This window comes from Streptomyces sp. NPDC085931 (genome assembly GCF_044540565.1).
Lineage (GTDB): Bacteria > Actinomycetota > Actinomycetes > Streptomycetales > Streptomycetaceae > Streptomyces.
The window spans coordinates 239,571-256,130 of record NZ_JBITSK010000010.1; the positions used below are offsets into that span (position 1 = coordinate 239,571).

17 protein-coding genes are annotated in these 16,560 nt (G+C 70.3%); 7 read left to right on the forward strand and 10 right to left on the reverse strand.

The genetic code is table 11. The features are described from left to right. Positions 1-33: 33 nt before the first annotated feature. From ACIGAN_RS22860 to ACIGAN_RS22880, 5 genes are all read right to left on the reverse strand, one after another. Complete coding sequence (locus ACIGAN_RS22860) at positions 34-1,179, reverse strand: DUF475 domain-containing protein (protein ID WP_365097643.1); 1,146 nt, start codon at positions 1,177-1,179, stop codon at positions 34-36. Between the two features lie 152 nt (positions 1,180-1,331). Beyond that, on the reverse strand, positions 1,332-1,907 hold the full coding sequence (locus ACIGAN_RS22865) for a TerD family protein (protein WP_365097640.1): 576 nt from the start codon (positions 1,905-1,907) through the stop codon (positions 1,332-1,334). A 119-nt stretch (positions 1,908-2,026) separates the two neighbouring features. Continuing rightward, a complete protein-coding gene (locus ACIGAN_RS22870) occupies positions 2,027-2,602 on the reverse strand; it encodes a calcium homeostasis/redox stress adaptation protein (RefSeq protein WP_094058092.1) in 576 nt (191 codons plus the stop codon). 147 nt (positions 2,603-2,749) lie between these two features. Then, complete coding sequence (locus ACIGAN_RS22875; protein WP_365097638.1) at positions 2,750-3,208, reverse strand: peroxiredoxin; 459 nt, start codon at positions 3,206-3,208, stop codon at positions 2,750-2,752. Between the two features lie 110 nt (positions 3,209-3,318). Then, positions 3,319-3,756, reverse strand: a complete 438-nt coding sequence (locus tag ACIGAN_RS22880; protein ID WP_010048512.1) for a DUF3052 domain-containing protein — start codon at positions 3,754-3,756, stop codon at positions 3,319-3,321. A 418-nt stretch (positions 3,757-4,174) separates the two neighbouring features. On the opposite strand from ACIGAN_RS22880, the gene aceE reads away from it, so the two are divergent. Together aceE and ACIGAN_RS22890 are read left to right on the forward strand one after the other, a co-directional pair. Continuing rightward, positions 4,175-6,922, forward strand: a complete 2,748-nt coding sequence (gene aceE / locus ACIGAN_RS22885) for a pyruvate dehydrogenase (acetyl-transferring), homodimeric type (protein WP_399860014.1) — start codon at positions 4,175-4,177, stop codon at positions 6,920-6,922. Between the two features lie 83 nt (positions 6,923-7,005). Next, positions 7,006-7,740: a potassium channel family protein gene (locus tag ACIGAN_RS22890; RefSeq protein ID WP_365737602.1), complete on the forward strand. Its 735-nt coding sequence runs from the start codon at positions 7,006-7,008 to the stop codon at positions 7,738-7,740. 66 nt (positions 7,741-7,806) lie between these two features. On the opposite strand, the gene ACIGAN_RS22895 is transcribed toward ACIGAN_RS22890, so the two are convergent. Both ACIGAN_RS22895 and ACIGAN_RS22900 read right to left on the reverse strand, forming a co-directional pair. Continuing rightward, entirely contained in the window at positions 7,807-8,115 is a 309-nt protein-coding gene (locus tag ACIGAN_RS22895; RefSeq protein WP_399860017.1) for a small hydrophobic protein, read from the reverse strand. A 244-nt stretch (positions 8,116-8,359) separates the two neighbouring features. Beyond that, positions 8,360-9,979, reverse strand: coding sequence for an MFS transporter (locus ACIGAN_RS22900; protein ID WP_365737598.1), 1,620 nt, complete (start codon positions 9,977-9,979; stop codon positions 8,360-8,362). 62 nt (positions 9,980-10,041) lie between these two features. Here ACIGAN_RS22900 and ACIGAN_RS22905 point away from each other — a divergent pair, with 62 nt between their 5' ends. From ACIGAN_RS22905 to ACIGAN_RS22915, 3 genes are all read left to right on the forward strand, one after another. Beyond that, a complete protein-coding gene (locus ACIGAN_RS22905; RefSeq protein WP_399860019.1) occupies positions 10,042-10,728 on the forward strand; it encodes a TetR family transcriptional regulator in 687 nt (228 codons plus the stop codon). A gap of 73 nt (positions 10,729-10,801) precedes the next feature. Further along, positions 10,802-12,010, forward strand: coding sequence for an alpha/beta hydrolase (locus tag ACIGAN_RS22910; protein ID WP_399860021.1), 1,209 nt, complete (start codon positions 10,802-10,804; stop codon positions 12,008-12,010). 66 nt (positions 12,011-12,076) lie between these two features. Continuing rightward, positions 12,077-12,928: a DUF4429 domain-containing protein gene (locus ACIGAN_RS22915; protein ID WP_365737939.1), complete on the forward strand. Its 852-nt coding sequence runs from the start codon at positions 12,077-12,079 to the stop codon at positions 12,926-12,928. A gap of 83 nt (positions 12,929-13,011) precedes the next feature. On the opposite strand, the gene ACIGAN_RS22920 is transcribed toward ACIGAN_RS22915, so the two are convergent. Together ACIGAN_RS22920 and ACIGAN_RS22925 are read right to left on the reverse strand one after the other, a co-directional pair. Next, entirely contained in the window at positions 13,012-14,025 is a 1,014-nt protein-coding gene (locus ACIGAN_RS22920) for an aldo/keto reductase (RefSeq protein ID WP_365097619.1), read from the reverse strand. Continuing rightward, positions 14,022-14,486 (reverse strand): MerR family transcriptional regulator, encoded by a 465-nt coding sequence (locus ACIGAN_RS22925; protein ID WP_309093532.1) that lies wholly within the window; start codon positions 14,484-14,486, stop codon positions 14,022-14,024. The genes ACIGAN_RS22920 and ACIGAN_RS22925 overlap by 4 nt, the downstream gene beginning before the upstream one ends. 98 nt (positions 14,487-14,584) lie before the next feature. Between ACIGAN_RS22925 and ACIGAN_RS22930 the strand changes: the two genes are divergently transcribed. Both ACIGAN_RS22930 and ACIGAN_RS22935 read left to right on the forward strand, forming a co-directional pair. Beyond that, a complete protein-coding gene (locus tag ACIGAN_RS22930; protein WP_399860023.1) occupies positions 14,585-15,055 on the forward strand; it encodes a GNAT family N-acetyltransferase in 471 nt (156 codons plus the stop codon). Positions 15,056-15,073: 18 nt separating this feature from the next. Next, positions 15,074-15,889: a serine hydrolase domain-containing protein gene (locus ACIGAN_RS22935; protein ID WP_399860025.1), complete on the forward strand. Its 816-nt coding sequence runs from the start codon at positions 15,074-15,076 to the stop codon at positions 15,887-15,889. Here ACIGAN_RS22935 and ACIGAN_RS22940 read toward each other — a convergent pair. Next, the gene (locus ACIGAN_RS22940; protein ID WP_399860027.1) at positions 15,861-16,556 is read right to left on the reverse strand and encodes a pirin family protein; all 696 of its coding nucleotides are present in this window, start codon (positions 16,554-16,556) and stop codon (positions 15,861-15,863) included. The two genes, ACIGAN_RS22935 and ACIGAN_RS22940, sit on opposite strands and share 29 nt — an antisense overlap. Between the last annotated feature and the right edge of the window lie 4 nt (positions 16,557-16,560).

The following is a 16,560-nucleotide window of genomic DNA, read 5'->3' on the forward strand; positions in this document are numbered from 1 at the left end:
CCCCGTCGAGAGCGTTCCTCACCCGGAGGGGCGTCACACCCCGGACGAGACCTCAGTCTTGTCGTCCGAGCCGGCCTTTCCCTCGGCCGCCGCGATGGCGCGGTTGCGGCGGACGGAGGACCAGAAGGAGGCGCCGATGAGGACGACGCCGATGAGGCCGGTGATGATCTCGTTGATCTCGTACTGGATGGTGACCAGCAGGATCATGGCGAGGGCGCCGATGGCGTAGTGCGCGCCGTGCTCCAGGTAGACGTAGTCGTCGAGGGTGCCCTGGCGGACCAGGTAGACCGTCAGCGACCGGACGTACATGGCGCCGATGCCCAGGCCGAGGGCCATCAGGACGATGTCGTTGGTGATGGCGAAGGCGCCGATGACGCCGTCGAAGGAGAAGGACGCGTCCAGGACCTCCAGGTAGAGGAACATGAAGAACGCGGCCTTGCCGGCCAGCTTCACCGCGGACTTGGGCTTGCCCTCGCGCTCGGCCTGTTCCTCCGCCTCGTGCTCGCGCTCCTCCTCCTCTTCGAGCTTGTCCTCGAAGTAGCCGGAGAGACCGCCGACGATCATGTACGTGATCAGACCGGCGATGCCGGAGAGCAGGACCGTCTCCGCCTTGTCGGCGTGGGTGCCGCCGTGCTGGTGGGCGTGGGCGCCGAAGGTGATGGAGGAGATCAGCAGCACGATCAGGGCGATGCAGACCGACAGCATGTCGACCTTGCCGAGCTTGGACAGCGGCCGCTCCAGCCAGCCGAGCCACTTGATGTCCCGGTCCTCGAAGATGAAGTCCAGGAAGATCATCAGCAGGAACATGCCACCGAAGGCCGCGATCGACGGGTGCGCGTCGGTCACCAGCTCCTGGTAGCGGTCCTTGTCGGTGAGCGCGAGGTCGACGGCCTCGATCGGACCGAGCTGGGCGCTGATGGCGACGATCACGACGGGGAAGACCAGCCGCATGCCGAAGACGGCGATCAGGATGCCGATGGTGAGGAAGATTTTCTGCCAGAAGGCATTCATCTTCTTCAGGATCCCGGCGTTGACCACCGCGTTGTCGAAGGACAGCGAGATCTCGAGGATGGACAGGATCGCTACGACACCGAACGCGGTCCACCCTCCGTAGAAGACCGCTGCGACCAGGCCGAGCGCGGTGACCGCGAACGACCACCCGAAGGTTTTCAGAACCACTGGCTACCCAATCGTGTGTCGGGGGTACCTCCCAGACGGAGTCTGGGGGAGGGTTTCCCCCACGCCGTACCCGGCTTTACGAACTTTTGAAGCCGAAGTCTAGTCGGGCCCCCTCCGTACCCCAGGGGACCCCGCGTTTTGCTCATATCGCGTTACGAGACGTTGACCCCGAAGTCCAGGGCGATCCCCCGCAGACCGGACGCGTACCCCTGGCCCACGGCCCTGAACTTCCACTCGCCCTGGTAGCGGTAGACCTCACCGAAGATCATCGCGGTCTCCGTGGAGGCGTCCTCGCTGAGGTCGTAGCGGGCGAGCTCCTGGCCGTCGGCCCGGTTCACGACGCGGATGAACGCGTTGCTGACCTGGCCGAAGGTCTGGCCGCGCTCGTCGGCCATGTGGATGGAGACCGGAAACACGATCTTGTCGCACTGCGGCGGCACCTTGGAGAGGTCGATCAGCAGCGACTCGTCGTCGCCGTCGCCCTCGCCGGTGAGGTTGTCACCGGTGTGCTCGACCGAACCGTCCGGGCTCTTGAGCTGGTTGTAGAAGACGAACCACTCGTCCCCGAGCACCCGCCCGCCGCTGCACATCAGCGCGCTGGCGTCGAGGTCGAACGGGGCTCCGGTGGTGGAGCGCGCGTCCCAGCCGAGCCCGATCAGCACCTGCGTGAGGTTCGGTGCGGCCTTGGACAGGGAGACGTTTCCCCCTTTGGCGAGCGTGACGCCCATCTGATGTCCCTCCCCGGGTGGTGTTACTGAGGTGGTCCTGCACGTCCGGCGCCGCACGTAAACCGTGCGGCGCCGGACGAAAAGACCCGGGGCCCCGTCGCCGGGGCCCGTCGGACGGCTCAGACGTTCACGCCGAAGTCCTGCGCGATGCCGCGCAGACCCGAGGCGTAGCCCTGGCCGATGGCGCGGAACTTCCACTCCGCGCCGTGCCGGTAGAGCTCGCCGAAGACCATGGCGGTCTCCGTGGAGGCGTCCTCCGACAGGTCGTAACGGGCGATCTCCGCACCGCCGGCCTGGTTGACGACGCGGATGAACGCGTTGCGCACCTGGCCGAAGGACTGCTGGCGGGTCTCGGCGTCGTAGATCGAGACCGGGAAGACGATCTTCTCGACGTCGGCCGGGACACCGGCCAGGTCGACCTTGATCTGCTCGTCGTCGCCCTCGCCCTCACCGGTGAGGTTGTCACCGGTGTGCTCGACGGAGCCGTCCGGGCTCTTGAGGTTGTTGAAGAAGATGAAGTGCGCGTCGCTGGCGACCTTGCCGGAGCTGTTCAGCAGCAGCGCGCTGGCGTCCAGGTCGAAGTCGGTGCCGGTCGTGGTGCGGACGTCCCACCCCAGACCGATGATGACCGCGGTCAGGCCCGGCGCCTCCTTGGTCAGCGATACGTTGCCGCCCTTGCTGAGGCTGACTCCCACGAGTCCTCCATTGGTGTCCAGGGGCGGGGTGCCCCGTTGTGCTCGGATGTCGGATCAACGAGTCGATCCTAGTGACGGGTTCCCGCCCCTCGCAGGCCCTGAAGCCGACAATTCAGCGGGTGTCGAGCGCGCGGGGCCCGACCGGCGTCACAGGGAGTCGAGCGCCTTGAGGTAGTCGTCCGGGTCGCGCGCGTCCGGCAGGTCGTTGACGACGGTCCACCGCACGACGCCCTCCTTGTCGATGACGAAGGTGCCGCGCACCGCGCAGCCCTTGTCCTCGTCGAAGACGCCGTAGGCCCGCGAGACGTTGCCGTGCGGCCAGAAGTCGGACAGCAGCGGGTACTCCAGGCCCTCCTGCTCGGCGAAGACGCGCAGGGTGGGGACGGAGTCGTTGGAGACGGCGAGCAGCGCGGTGTCGCGGTCGGCGAAGCGGGGCAGGTTGTCGCGCAGCTCGCCCAGCTCCCCGGCGCACACGCCGGTGAAGGCGAAGGGGTAGAAGAGCAGCACCACGTTCTGCCGGCCGCGGAAGTCGGACAGCCGCACGGTCCTGCCGTGGTTGTCCCTGAGCTCGAAGCCGGGGGCCTTCTCACCGACCTGGATCGCCATCGCTGCGGGTGTTCCTTCCTCGGCCTGTCCGGGTGGGAGGACCACCCTACGCAGGGACCCGCACAGGCCTGCGGGCGGGCCGGCGGCGCCGGCCCGCCCGGTGCGTACGGCTAGCGCTTGGACTTGGCTGCTTTGGGCGTCGCCAGGCGGCTCCCGCTCCAGTCCTTGCCGACGCTGACGCTCTTGGACGCCGTCAGGCCGGCGGTCGTGGCGGCTTCCGAGATGTCACTCGGCTCCACATAGCCCGAACGGCCGGTCTTCGGCGTGAGGAGCAGGATGGCACCGCCCTCTTCGATGTACGTGGTGGCATCGACCAGCGCATCCGTCAGGTCGCCGTCGTCGTCACGGAACCACAGCACAACGGCGTCGGCCACGTCGTCGTAGTCCTCGTCCACCAGGTCGCCCTCGACGATGCCCTCGATGGCCTCGCGGAGTTCCTGGTCCACGTCGTCGTCGTAGCCGATCTCCTGGACCACCTGCCCGGGCTGGAACCCCAGCCTGGCGGCAGGGTTCGTCCGCTCCTCCGCGTGGTCCGCGGTCGCGCTCACGGGTTGCCTCCTGATCATGTTTTGGGAAATATCTCAGCCACGCGCGTGCGCGAAGCATTGGCCGTAGTCCACACGGGCGGGACGGATCGCGCAAGTACCCGGCCGTTCGGACCGCCGAAACGGTGACGATCCTGGCCGTGTCACCGCAACTCCAGGCACACCATCATGGTCCCAGGTGACGCACACCACACCTTTCTGCCCCGTTTGGGCGTTTGGGAATCGTCCGTGGGTACGAGACTCGAAGGTATTCGCCCCATACGTCACGGAGTCGATCCCGGGCACGGGTTACCGCTCGGTAGAGATGACGTTTCACGGCCCCGAGGGGGACCATGGGGAGCGGCGCGGCCCCAGCGACGACGCCCAGCGACGACAGCGAAACAGCGGCCCTCGCACGGCCCTCTGACAGGTAAGGAACAGCGTGGCTTCCGCATCCGATCGCAACCCGATCATCATTGGCGGCCTTCCGAGTCAGGTTCCTGACTTCGATCCCGAAGAGACGCAGGAGTGGCTCGACTCCCTCGACGCCGCCGTCGACGAGCGCGGCCGGGAGCGCGCCCGCTACCTGATGCTGCGGCTGATCGAGCGGGCCCGCGAGAAGCGCGTGGCCGTGCCGGAGATGCGCAGCACGGACTACGTCAACACCATCCCCACCAAGAGCGAGCCGTTCTTCCCGGGCAACGAGGAGATCGAGCGCAAGATCCTCAACGCCACCCGGTGGAACGCGGCCGTGATGGTCTCGCGCGCCCAGCGCCCGGGCATCGGCGTCGGCGGCCACATCGCCACGTTCGCCTCCTCCGCCTCCCTCTACGACGTCGGCTTCAACCACTTCTTCCGCGGCAAGGACGAGGGCGACGGCGGCGACCAGGTCTTCTTCCAGGGCCACGCCTCCCCCGGCATCTACGCCCGCGCCTTCCTGCTGGACCGGCTCAGCGAGCAGCACCTGGACGGCTTCCGCCAGGAGAAGTCCAAGGCGCCGTACGCGCTGTCGTCGTACCCGCACCCGCGGTCGATGCCGGACTTCTGGGAGTTCCCGACGGTGTCGATGGGCCTCGGGCCGATCGGGGCGATCTACCAGGCGCGCATGAACCGCTACATGGAGGCGCGCGGGATCGCCGACACCTCCAAGTCGCACGTCTGGGCGTTCCTCGGCGACGGCGAGATGGACGAGCCGGAGTCGCTGGGCCAGCTGTCCATCGCCGCCCGCGAGGGCCTGGACAACCTCACGTTCGTCGTCAACTGCAACCTGCAGCGCCTCGACGGCCCGGTGCGCGGCAACGGCAAGATCATCCAGGAGCTGGAGTCGATCTTCCGCGGCGCCGGCTGGAACGTGATCAAGCTGGTCTGGGACCGCACCTGGGACCCGCTGCTCGCCCAGGACCGCGACGGCGTGCTGGTCAACAAGATGAACACCACGCCGGACGGGCAGTTCCAGACGTACGCCACGGAGACCGGCGCGTACATCCGCGACCACTTCTTCGGCGACGACCACCGGCTGCGCGCCATGGTCGAGAACATGACCGACGACCAGATCCTGCACCTGGGCCGCGGCGGCCACGACCACCGGAAGATCTTCGCGGCGTACAAGGCGGCCGTGGAGCACAAGGGCCAGCCGACGGTCATCCTCGCCAAGACGATCAAGGGCTGGACGCTGGGCCCGAACTTCGAGGGCCGCAACGCCACGCACCAGATGAAGAAGCTGACGGTCGACGACCTCAAGCGCTTCCGCGACCGTCTGCACCTGCCGATCCCGGACAAGGAGCTGGAGTCCGGCGTGCCGCCGTACTACCACCCGGGCCGGGACTCGGAGGAGATCCAGTACATGCACGACCGCCGCAAGAGCCTCGGCGGTTACGTGCCCACCCGCGTCGTCCGCTCCGAGCCGCTGCCGCTGCCCGACGACAAGACGTACGCGACCGTGAAGAAGGGCTCGGGGCACCAGTCCATCGCGACGACGATGGCCTTCGTCCGGCTCCTGAAGGACCTCATGCGAGACAAGGAGATCGGCAAGCGGTTCGTGCTGATCGCGCCGGACGAGTACCGCACGTTCGGCATGGACTCGTTCTTCCCGAGCGCGAAGATCTACAACCCGCTCGGCCAGCAGTACGAGTCGGTCGACCGTGAGCTGCTGCTCGCCTACAAGGAGTCGCCGAACGGCCAGATGCTCCACGACGGCATCTCCGAGGCGGGCTGCACGGCCTCGCTGATCGCCGCGGGCTCGGCCTACGCCACGCACGGCGAGCCGCTGATCCCGGTCTACGTCTTCTACTCGATGTTCGGTTTCCAGCGCACCGGCGACCAGTTCTGGCAGATGGCCGACCAGCTGGCGCGCGGTTTCGTCCTGGGCGCGACCGCCGGCCGCACGACGCTGACCGGTGAGGGCCTCCAGCACGCGGACGGCCACTCGCAGCTGCTGGCGTCCACGAACCCGGGCTGCGTGGCGTACGACCCGGCGTTCGGCTTCGAGATCGCGCACATCGTCAAGGACGGGCTGCGCAGGATGTACGGCGCCTCGCCGGAGCACCCGCACGGCGAGGACGTCTTCTACTACCTGACCGTCTACAACGAGCCCATCCAGCACCCGGCCGAGCCGGAGAACGTGGACGTCGAGGGCATCCTCAAGGGCCTGTACCGCTTCAGCGAGGGCACGGCCGGCCAGCTCCCGGCGCAGATCCTGGCGTCCGGTGTCGCGCTGCCCTGGGCGATCGAGGCGCAGAGGATCCTGGCCGACGACTGGAACGTCAGGGCGGACGTCTGGTCGGCGACCTCCTGGAACGAGCTGCGGCGCGACGCGGTGGCCTGCGAGGAGCACAACCTGCTGCATCCGGAGGAGGAGCAGCGGGTGCCGTACGTGACGCGCAAGCTGGCGGACGCGCAGGGCCCGGTCGTGGCGGTGTCCGACTGGATGCGGGCGGTCCCGGACCAGATCGCGCGCTGGGTGCCGCAGCCGTACCAGTCGCTCGGCGCGGACGGCTTCGGCTTCGCGGACACGCGTGGTGCGGCGCGGCGCTTCTTCCACATCGACGCGCAGTCGATCGTGGTCGCGGTCCTCACCGAGCTGGCCCGCGCGGGCAAGGTCGACCGGTCGGTGCTCAAGCAGGCCATCGACCGGTACCAGCTGCTCGACGTGTCGGCGGCGGACCCGGGGGCCGCGGGCGGCGACGCATAACACAGCGGACCCTGTCAAGGGGTGGTGAGCCTCACGGGTACACCGTGGGTCCACCACCCCTTCACGTTTCCTACGATGCGGCCATGCAGCAGCAGTCGGCCCAGCTCCGTTGGGAACAGCACACCCAGCGCCCCCTGTTCGCCCTGGCCCTGGCCTTCGCCGTCGCCTACGCCGTGCCGATCGTCCGGCCGGAGGCGGGCCGCGAGGTGGTCGAGGTCTGCACGGCGGTGGAGTGGGTGGTGTGGGGGGCGTTCGCCCTGGACTACCTCGTCCGGCTCGCCCTGGCCGAGCGGCGGCTGCCGTTCGTCCGGGCGCACTGGCTCGACCTCGCCGCGGTGCTGCTGCCGCTGCTGCAGCCGCTGCGCCTGCTGCGTCTGGTGTCGACGCTGCTGCTGGTCGGGCAGCGGGCGCGGATGGCCTCGCAGATAAGGCTCACGACGTATGTCGCCGGCTCGGTGGTCGGGCTGCTGATGTTCGGCTCGCTGGCCGTGCTGAGCGTGGAGCGGGACTCGCCGGACGGGAACATCCGGACACTGGGTGACGCCGTGTGGTGGTCCTTCACGACGATGACGACCGTGGGCTACGGCGACCACGCCCCCACGACCGGGCTGGGGCGGATGCTCGCGGTCGGGCTGATGCTGTCCGGGATCGCCCTGCTGGGTGTGGTGACCGCGAACATCGCCGCCTGGTTCATCGCCCGCTTCGAGAAGGACGACGTGGAGGAGCGGCGGCAGACCGAGGCGATACGGGAGCTGACCGAGGAGGTCCGGGCGCTGCGCGAGGAAGTCGCGGCGCTGAAGGGGACGTCGGTGCAATGACAGGAAGGAGGGCCTCCGGCGCGTCGCCCGAGGCCCTTCCCTCATCTCCCCGCGCGGGACGGCAGGTCAGAACAGCATGCCGTTGCCCGGGGCCGCCGCTCCGGCCAGCCAGAGGAGAGCCAGGAGCGTGTCGATGGCGCCCAGGACGAGGGCGGCCACGGCCGTGGCCGGCCGGGAGCCCGCCCAGCTGCGGCCCATCGCGAGCCAGCCGCAGACCATCGCCACGGGGCCGAGGACGATCCCCAGCACGAAGAAACCGGCGACCGCGCAGATGACTCCGACGAGTCCGAGCGTCGCGCGATCCGGCCCGGTACGTGACCACGTCCGGCCACGTGAGCGGGGGTGCCTGCGCGTGCCGTGCCCGAAGCTCGCCATCGTCAACTCCCGTCGACCCTCGATAGGTTGGGCTCGATGCGGTACGACATGGCGAGTACCCCGGATGCGGCCGTCAATCCCGCTGCCTGCGCGCCACCCCCCTCCGGCAGCGCGCCGCAGCGTCCGTCCCCCATGCCCTGCGGAGGACTTGACCCACTGTGACCTGGAGTGAGGGCGGGAGGGGAGGGATCACCGGCCTCGTTCACCCTGATAGGCGAACTCGGCCGGGATCCGTGGCACCGCGTCAGATGTGCCCGACGCCCGCGCCCGCCTCGGCGTTCTCCCCGCGCTTGGTGAGGAACGCGACGAACACGGCGACGGCGGCCACGCCCGCGGCGGTCAGCGAGGCCAGGCTCATGCCGTCGATGAACGTGGTGTGCGCGACCTCGGTGATCTTCGCGGCGATCTGCTCGGGCGTGCCCGGGGGCACCGGGGCGATGCCCTGCTGGACGGTCAGCGCGGCCTGCTCGGTCTGGGCCGGGGTGAGCGGGGGCAGTCCCGCCTCCGCCCAGTTGCCGGCCAGGTCGTTGTCGACCTTGGAGGCCATGACCGCGCCCAGCACGGCCGTGCCCAGGCTGCCGCCGATCTGCATGGCGGCCTGCTGGAGACCGCCGGCGACACCGGAGAGCTCCATCGGGGCGTTGCCCACGATGACCTCCGTGGCGCCGACCATGACGGGCGCGAGGCCGAGGCCGAGCAGGGCGAACCAGACGGACATGACGCCGCTGCCGGTCCCCGCGTCCAGCGTGGACATGCCGTACATGGCGACAGCGGTGCAGGCCATGCCGCCGGCCAGCGGGATGCGCGGGCCGAACTTGGTGATCATCACGCCGGCGAGCGGCGAGCCGACGATCATCATGCCGGTGAGCGGCAGCAGGTGCAGACCCGCGTCGATCGGGCTCATGCCGTGCACGTTCTGCAGGTAGAACGTCACGAAGAACAGGCCGCCCATGAACGCGATGGCCATCAGGACCATGAGGACCACACCCGCCGACAGCGGGACGGAACGGAACAGCGCCAGCGGGATCAGCGGCTCCTTGACCTTCGTCTCCCACAGGGCGAAGAGCCCGAAGCCGACGACCGACGCGACGATGAACGACCAGGTCTTCAGATCGCCCCAGCCCCACTCCGGGGCCTTGATCAGGGCCCAGACGAGGCAGAACATCGCGGCCGACAGCAAGGCGATGCCGAGCAGGTCGAAGGAGCGCGGGGCGTTCTCGGCGCGGTGGTCCAGCAGGATCCACACACCCAGGGCGACGGCGAGGACGCCGACCGGCACGTTGATGAAGAACACCGACTGCCAGTTGACGTGCTCGACGAGCACGCCGCCGAGGATCGGGCCGCCGGCGGTGGAGGCGCCGATGACCATGCCCCAGATGCCGATGGCCATGTTCAGCTTCTCGGCCGGGAAGGTGGCCCGCAGCAGGCCGAGCGCGGCCGGCATCAGCAGGGCGCCGAAGAGCCCCTGGAAGACACGGAAGACGATGACCGCCGTGATGCCCTTGGACAGTCCGATGGCGGCCGAGGAAGCGGCGAAGCCCGCCACGCCTATGAGGAACGTCTGGCGGTGACCGAACCGGTCACCGAGCTTGCCCGCGGTGATCAGGGAGACCGCGAGGGCGAGGAAGTAGGCGTTGGTGATCCATTGCAGATCCGACCAGGAGGCGCCCAGGTCCTTGCCGATCGCCGGGTTGGCAATGGCCACGATGGTGCCGTCGAGGGCCACCATCATGACCCCCACTGCGACGGTGATGAGGGTGAGCCAGGGGTGCCCGCGCAGCCCCTTGGCCGGCGTCGCGTCCGACGGCGTCGCCGGCTTGCCGCCCCCCGACCCCGTCGTGTCGATGGTGGTCTGACTAGTCATGTGTTCGAGGCTAGTGACAGTAACTGACAATTGACAAACCAATTCACTAGCCGGTAACTGACATGACATCCCCGTATAGCCTGATCTGGGAGAACACGTCAGACGAGAGGAACATCTTGAACCTGCGCGAACGCAAGAAGCGGCGCACCCGGGACGCCCTGCTGCGGGCCGCCCTGGAGCTGTTCGCCACGCGCGGGTACGAGGAGACCACCGTCGACGACATCGCCGCCGCCGTCGACGTCTCGCAGCGCACCTTCTTCCGCTACTTCGGCGGGAAGGAGGAGACGGCATTCTTCGTGCCGCGGCTCGCGGAGGCCCTGGTCATCGACGCCGTACGGGCCCGCCCGCGGGAGGAAGTGCCGCTGGAGGCGCTGCGCCGGGCCGTCGTGGAGAGCTGGGACACCATCCACGAGGCCGTCGACGAGATCGTGCCGATCGAGCTCCACATGCGCGTCTACCGGGTGATCGAGTCGACGCCCGCGCTGCTGGCCGCCCATCTGCGCCGGGCGGCGGAGCTGGAGGAGCAGCTCGCGCGCATCATCGCCGAGCGCGAAGGGCTCGACGTCGACGCGGACCCGCGGCCGAGGATCGTCGTCGCCCTGTTCGGCGGGGTGATCCGGGTCACCGAGCGGCTGTGGTCCGCCGGGGACGACCTCACCCTGGACGGGCTGCGCGCCCTCACCACGGCCTACCTCGATCAGGTGGGGCCCGCACTGGCCGGGAACTGGCGTGCGGAGCCGTCCCCCTAGGCCGCACACCGAAACGTGATCCCGGTCACTTGGTTAACGCGAGACCCTCTCGTTCTCCTAGTGTGTCCTTTCAGTGACTTCCTTCGACACCTCCCCGCAACTGAACGTCTGGCGCGCACTGCTCGCTCTGGCCGTCGTCTTCGTGATGCTGGCGACCACCGGCTGGACGGCGCTGCGCAACCAGCGGGGCGACACTCCGCTGCAGGCCTCGCTCTCCGCGTGGGAGGACGGCCGGATCGCCGGCCGCCGCCTGCCGGACCCGCGGTCCGAGCCGGCGAAGCTGGCCCGCTTCTTCGCCTCGCTCGGCGAGCGGGACCGCGCGCGCCTGGTCCGCAAGTACGCCCTGGCGGTCGGCAACATGAACGGCGCCCCGGTCGAGCTGCGCTACCGGGCCAACCGCCTGGCCCTGGCCGAGGCACGCCGGGTCGAGCGGGAACGCATGCACGACGAGCGCCTCACCCCGGCCGGACAGCACGAGGCCGGGCGCAGGATGCACCGCTTCGAGGACCTCATGGAGAAGGGCCGCCGCATCCTGGCCTTCGACCCCGAGGGCTCGGGCCGGGTCGCCGAGGTCTTCGGCGACCTGCGCACGGCGGAGCGGGTCTCGGTCGTGGTGCCCGGCGTCGACACCGACCTGCTCACCTTCCAGCGCACCCACCGCCCCTACTCGGCGCCCGTCGGCATGGCCCGGGCCCTGTACGCGGCCGAGAGGCAGGCGAGCCCGTCGACCCGTACGGCCGTGATCGCCTGGGCCGACTACCGGGCGCCGAGCGGACTCGGCATCGACTCCGCGACCGCGATGCGGGCCGAGGACGGTGCCGTGCGGCTCGACTCGCTGGTGCGGGCGCTGCCCGGTGCCGCGCCGGTGTCGCTGTTCTGCCACAGCTACGGCTCCGTGGTCTGCGGGGTCGCGGCGCACCGCCTGCCGGACCGGGTGGCCGACATCGCGGTGGCCGGCAGCCCCGGCATGCGCGTCGAGAAGGCCGACCAGCTGCGCACGGGCGCCCGGGTGTGGGCCATGCGGGACGCCGACGACTGGATCCAGGACGTTCCGTACCTGGAGCTGGGCGGGCTGGGCCACGGTGCCGATCCGGTGTCCGCCGGCTTCGGCGCACGGGTGCTGTCGGCGGCGGGCGCGAAGGGTCACGCCGGCTACTTCGAGCCGGGCACGGCAAGTCTGTTCAATTTCGCAGAGATCGGCGTCGGCGCATACCGCTCGGTGCACTGCGCGCACGAGGAAGGCGTCTGCCGGACCGGTTTGTCCGGTGCGGCGGCGGCCTGACGCGCGTAGAGGCGAAGAAACCGCGGTCTGCCCGGGAGGGGGACGGAGGAGCGCGTGCCGCATACGATGAGCCGCATGGGTGACGTACTGGCCGGATTTCATGCCGCCTGGGAGTTCGAGTCCGACTCCGTGCTCATCCGTTACGAACGGGGCATTCGAACACCCAAGCTCTTCCAGGCGCTCGGGGAACGGCGGATCCCCCTGGACGCCGTCGCCGGGGTGACGCTGACGCGCGGCAGGCGCGGCACGGTCGTGCTGCGGATCGAACCGCGCCCCGGGGCCGACCCGCTGATGGAGGCGGCCGCCGGGCAGCTGAAGGAGAGCGGCGACCCCTACCGGCTGGTGCTGCCCGCCGAGCGGGAGGTGCTCGCCGAGTACTACGCCGACGAACTGCGGGGGCTGCTGACGGAGTCCGGGCCCGCGGACCGGTTCCTCGTGGAGGCGCCGAAGGGACCGCTGTCGTTCAAGGCGTACGACGGGAAGGCCTCCTTCGACGGCCGGACCGTGAACTTCCGCTGGTTCTGGACCGGTGCGTCGTCGGCGAAGTGGAAGGCCGGGGACCAGAGTTTCCCCGTCGGGGAGCTCAACGGGGTGGAGTGGCGCTCGCCGGAGGTCTTCGAGGGGCACCTGCGGCTGCTGCGGCGGGATGCCGGGGAGACGGCGGCGCAGGCCGACCAGGATCCGGCCGCGGTGGTGTTCGGACTGGGCTACGGGCCGGTGCACGAGTCGCTGCCGTTCGCCGCGGCGGTGCTGGCCGCGGTGCGGACGTCCAGTCCGGTGGCCGCCGTTCCCGCACCGCGGCGCGATCCCGCGGACATCGCCGAGCGGATCCGGCATCTGGGGGAGCTGCACCAGGCCGGGCTGGTGACGGACGAGGAGTTCTCGGTCAAGAAGGCGGAGTTGCTGGCGGAGCTCTAGCGTCTGCGGGGTACTGCGCGCCGGCGCGCGCGGGCCTTAGGTGGCCGGTCGCGCAGTTCCCCGCGCCCCTTGGGGGCGCTCGACTACTCCCGGCCCGCCGACGTGAACGCCATGTCCGCGTAGCGGTCGCCCGCCACCTGGGCCGCGATGCCGTCCAGCAGGTCCAGCTGCTCGTCCGTCAGGACGATCCTGGTGGCCGCCGCGTTCTCCTCGACCCTGGCGGGCTTGCGGGTGCCCGGGATCGGCACGACCGGGAGATCGCGGAGCGTCGCCTGCTGGTGGACCCAGGCCAGGGCGATCTGGCCGAGGGAGGCGCCGTGGGCCTTCGCCACCGAGCGGATCAGCTCCAGCAGGGGCGCGTTGGCCGTGGCGTTGTCACCCGTGAAGCGGGGCTGCTGACGGCGGAAGTCGTCCGGGGACAGCTCCTCCGCCCGGGCGAACGAGCCGGTCAGGAAGCCCCGGCCGAGCGGGGAGTAGGGGACCAGGGCCACGCCCAGCTCGCGGGCCGCCGGGACGACGTGCGTCTCGATGTCCCGGCTGAACAGGGACCACTCCGACTGCACGGCGGCGATGGGGTGCACGGCGTGCGCGGCGCGCAGTTCGTCCGCCGTGACCTCGCTCAGGCCCAGGTGCTTGACCTTGCCCTCGCGGACCAGGTCCGCCATCGTGCCGACGCTCTCCTCGATCGGCACGTTCACATCGCGCCGGTGCATGTAGTAGAGGTCGATGGCCTCGACGTCCAGGCGCTTCAGGCTCGCCTCGACGGCCTGGCGGATGTAGGGCGGGTCGTTGCGGACGATCCGGCGCGTGGGGTCGTCCGCGGGGATGGACAGGGCGAACTTGGTCGCGATGACGACCTCGTCGCGGTGGGCCTTGAAGAACGGCGACAGGAACCGCTCGTTCTCGCCGGCGCCGTACGCGTCGGCCGTGTCGTAGAGGGTGACGCCCAGTTCGAGGGCCCTCTCCAGGGTGGCGCGGGAGGCGTCCGCGTCCGAGGGGCCGTAGGCGAAGCTCATGCCCATGCAGCCCAGGCCCTGGACACCCACCTCGGGGCCGTGGTCGCCGAGCTTCGCCGTCGTGATCCTGCCGTCCGTCATCGGGACCTCTCCGACGCCAGGGCACGCCCGGCGTCCGCGTAGAAACTGATCTTCCGGTCGAGCACGGCGAGCGTGCCGCGCAGTTCCTCGATCCGCGCGAGGACGTCCTCGCGGGTCGTCCGCAGCAGCTCGAAGCGCTCGGCGTAGGTGTGGTCGCCCTCGCGCACCAGTTCCGCGTACCTGACCATGTCGGCGACCGGCATGCCCGTCAGGCGGAGCTTGCCGACCAGGTCGAGCCAGTCCAGGTCGCGGTTGGTGTAGCGGCGCTGACCGGTGTGGGAGCGGTCGATGTGCGGCATCAGGCCGATGCGCTCGTACCAGCGCAGGGTGTGGGCCGTCAGGCCGGTGAAGGCGACGACCTCGCTGATCGTGTAGCGGTCCTCGCCGTCCGGGCGCCGGTTCTGCTGCGGCGGGCCGGCGCAGGTGTCGGCCCTGGTCCCCGTGGTCTCCATCACCGTCATGCCCCCAACGCTAGAACCTTGGAGTGCACTCGAAGCAAGCGCCGACGGCAAGAAATCGGCAGGACGCCTCCCGATCCGGCTGGTTAGCGTACGGGGTCATGAGTCTCGTACGCCGTGCCCTGCCCGAGGACGCCGAGGAAGTCCTGCGGCTGCGCCAGGTCATGATCGACGCCCTGTTCCCCGCCGGCCCCTCCCTCGCCTGGCATCGCGCGTCCCTGCCGGCGCTGAGGGCCGAACTGGGCGCCACGGACGGGGACTTCGCGGCGTTCGTGGTGGACCACCCGGGGCGGCCGGGAGCGCTGGCATCACTGGTGGCCGGGACGATCGACTACCGCATCGGCAGGCCGGGCGACCCGCGGGGCATGGTGGGCTTCGTGTTCAGCGTCGCCACCGACCCCGACGCCCGGCGCCGTGGCTACGCCCGCGCCTGCATGACGACGCTGCTGGGCTGGTTCCGCGAGCGCGGCGTGCGGCGGGTGCAGCTCACCGCCTCGCCGGAGGCCGAGCCGCTGTACGTCTCGCTCGGGTTCCGCCCCAAGCCCGACCCCTTGCTGGAGCTGACGCTCTGAGCGCATAGGCTCGATCGCATGTCGCTGAAGAGCCTCGCGCTGATCGAGAAGTGGCCGGTTCCCACCGCCGCGGCGGGTGTCGTCCGGGCGGACGGCACCGTCCTCGGCACCCACGGCCCGGCCGGACGGCGGTTCCCGCTCGCCTCGGTGACCAAGCCGCTGGCCGCCTACGCGGTGCTGGTCGCCTACGAGGAGGGCGCGATCGAGTTGGACGAGCCCGCCGGTCCCGCCGGGTCGACTGTGCGGCACCTGCTGGCGCACACCTCGGGCCTCGCCTTCGACGAGCACCGGGTCACGGCCCCGCCCGGCGAGCGGCGGCTGTACTCCAACGCCGGCTTCGAGCAGCTCGGCGACCATGTCGCGAAGGCGACCGACATCCCGTTCGCCGAGTACCTGCGGCAGGCCGTGCTGGAGCCGCTGGGCATGACCTCGACGACCCTGGAGGGCTCCCCGGCCAAGGACGGGGTGTCCACGGTGGAGGACCTGCTGCGGTTCGCCGCCGAGGTGCAGGCCCCGCGGCTGCTGGACCCGCGCACGGTCGCCGAGGCGATGAGCGTGCACCACCCGGGCACCAAGGGCGTCCTGCCCGGGTACGGCCACCAGAACCCCAACGACTGGGGGCTCGGTTTCGAGATCCGCGACTCCAAGTCGCCGCACTGGACCGGCGCTTCCTCCTCGCCTCGCACGTTCGGGCATTTCGGCCAGTCGGGGACGTTCCTGTGGGTCGACCCGGACGCGGGGGCGGCGTGCGTGGCGCTGACGGACCGCGCGTTCGGGCCGTGGGCGATCGAGGCGTGGCCGCCGTTCACGGACGCGGTGCTGGCGGAGCTGTAGCAGCGGCCCGCGGCTCCAGGATCTCCCAGGCGAGGAGCTCGGCCGCCGTCACGGCCTCGGCCTCCAGCCCCTCGGCGCCGGTGATCCGGGCCGCGTCGCCCGCGCCCAGTTCCTCGCCGTCCAGGCGCACCTGACCGCGGACGACGTGCAGGTACACGTACGCCGCGGCCGGCACCGCCGTCCGCTCCCCCGCCGCCAGGCGCCGTACGTGCAGCATCGCGCCGGCCTCGGGGAGGGCGTAGGGCGTGGCGTCGGCGATGCCGCGGACCACCTCGTAGCGGGGCTCGCCGCCGGGCTGCAGCGGGGTCAGCCACATCTGCAGGAAGACCAGGGGCTCCGGCCCGTCGTTGCGCTCGACGTGCCGCACCCCGGACGCCGCGCTGAGCCGCTGCACGTCGCCGGGGCGGACGACGGACTCGTGCCCGGTGGAGTCACGGTGCGTCAGCTCGCCCTCCACCACCCACGTCACGATCTCGGTGTGGCTGTGCGGGTGCTCGTCGAACCCGGCGCCCGGGGCCAGGCGCTCCTCGTTGCAGGCGAGGACCGCGCCGAAGCGGAGGTTGCCGGGGTCGTAGTGGGCCCCGAAGGAGAAGGCGTGCCGGGACTCGATTCCGGCCGCCGGGTCGCCGCCCTGGTAGCGCTCGCCGGCGCGCCGAATGTCCATCACGGGG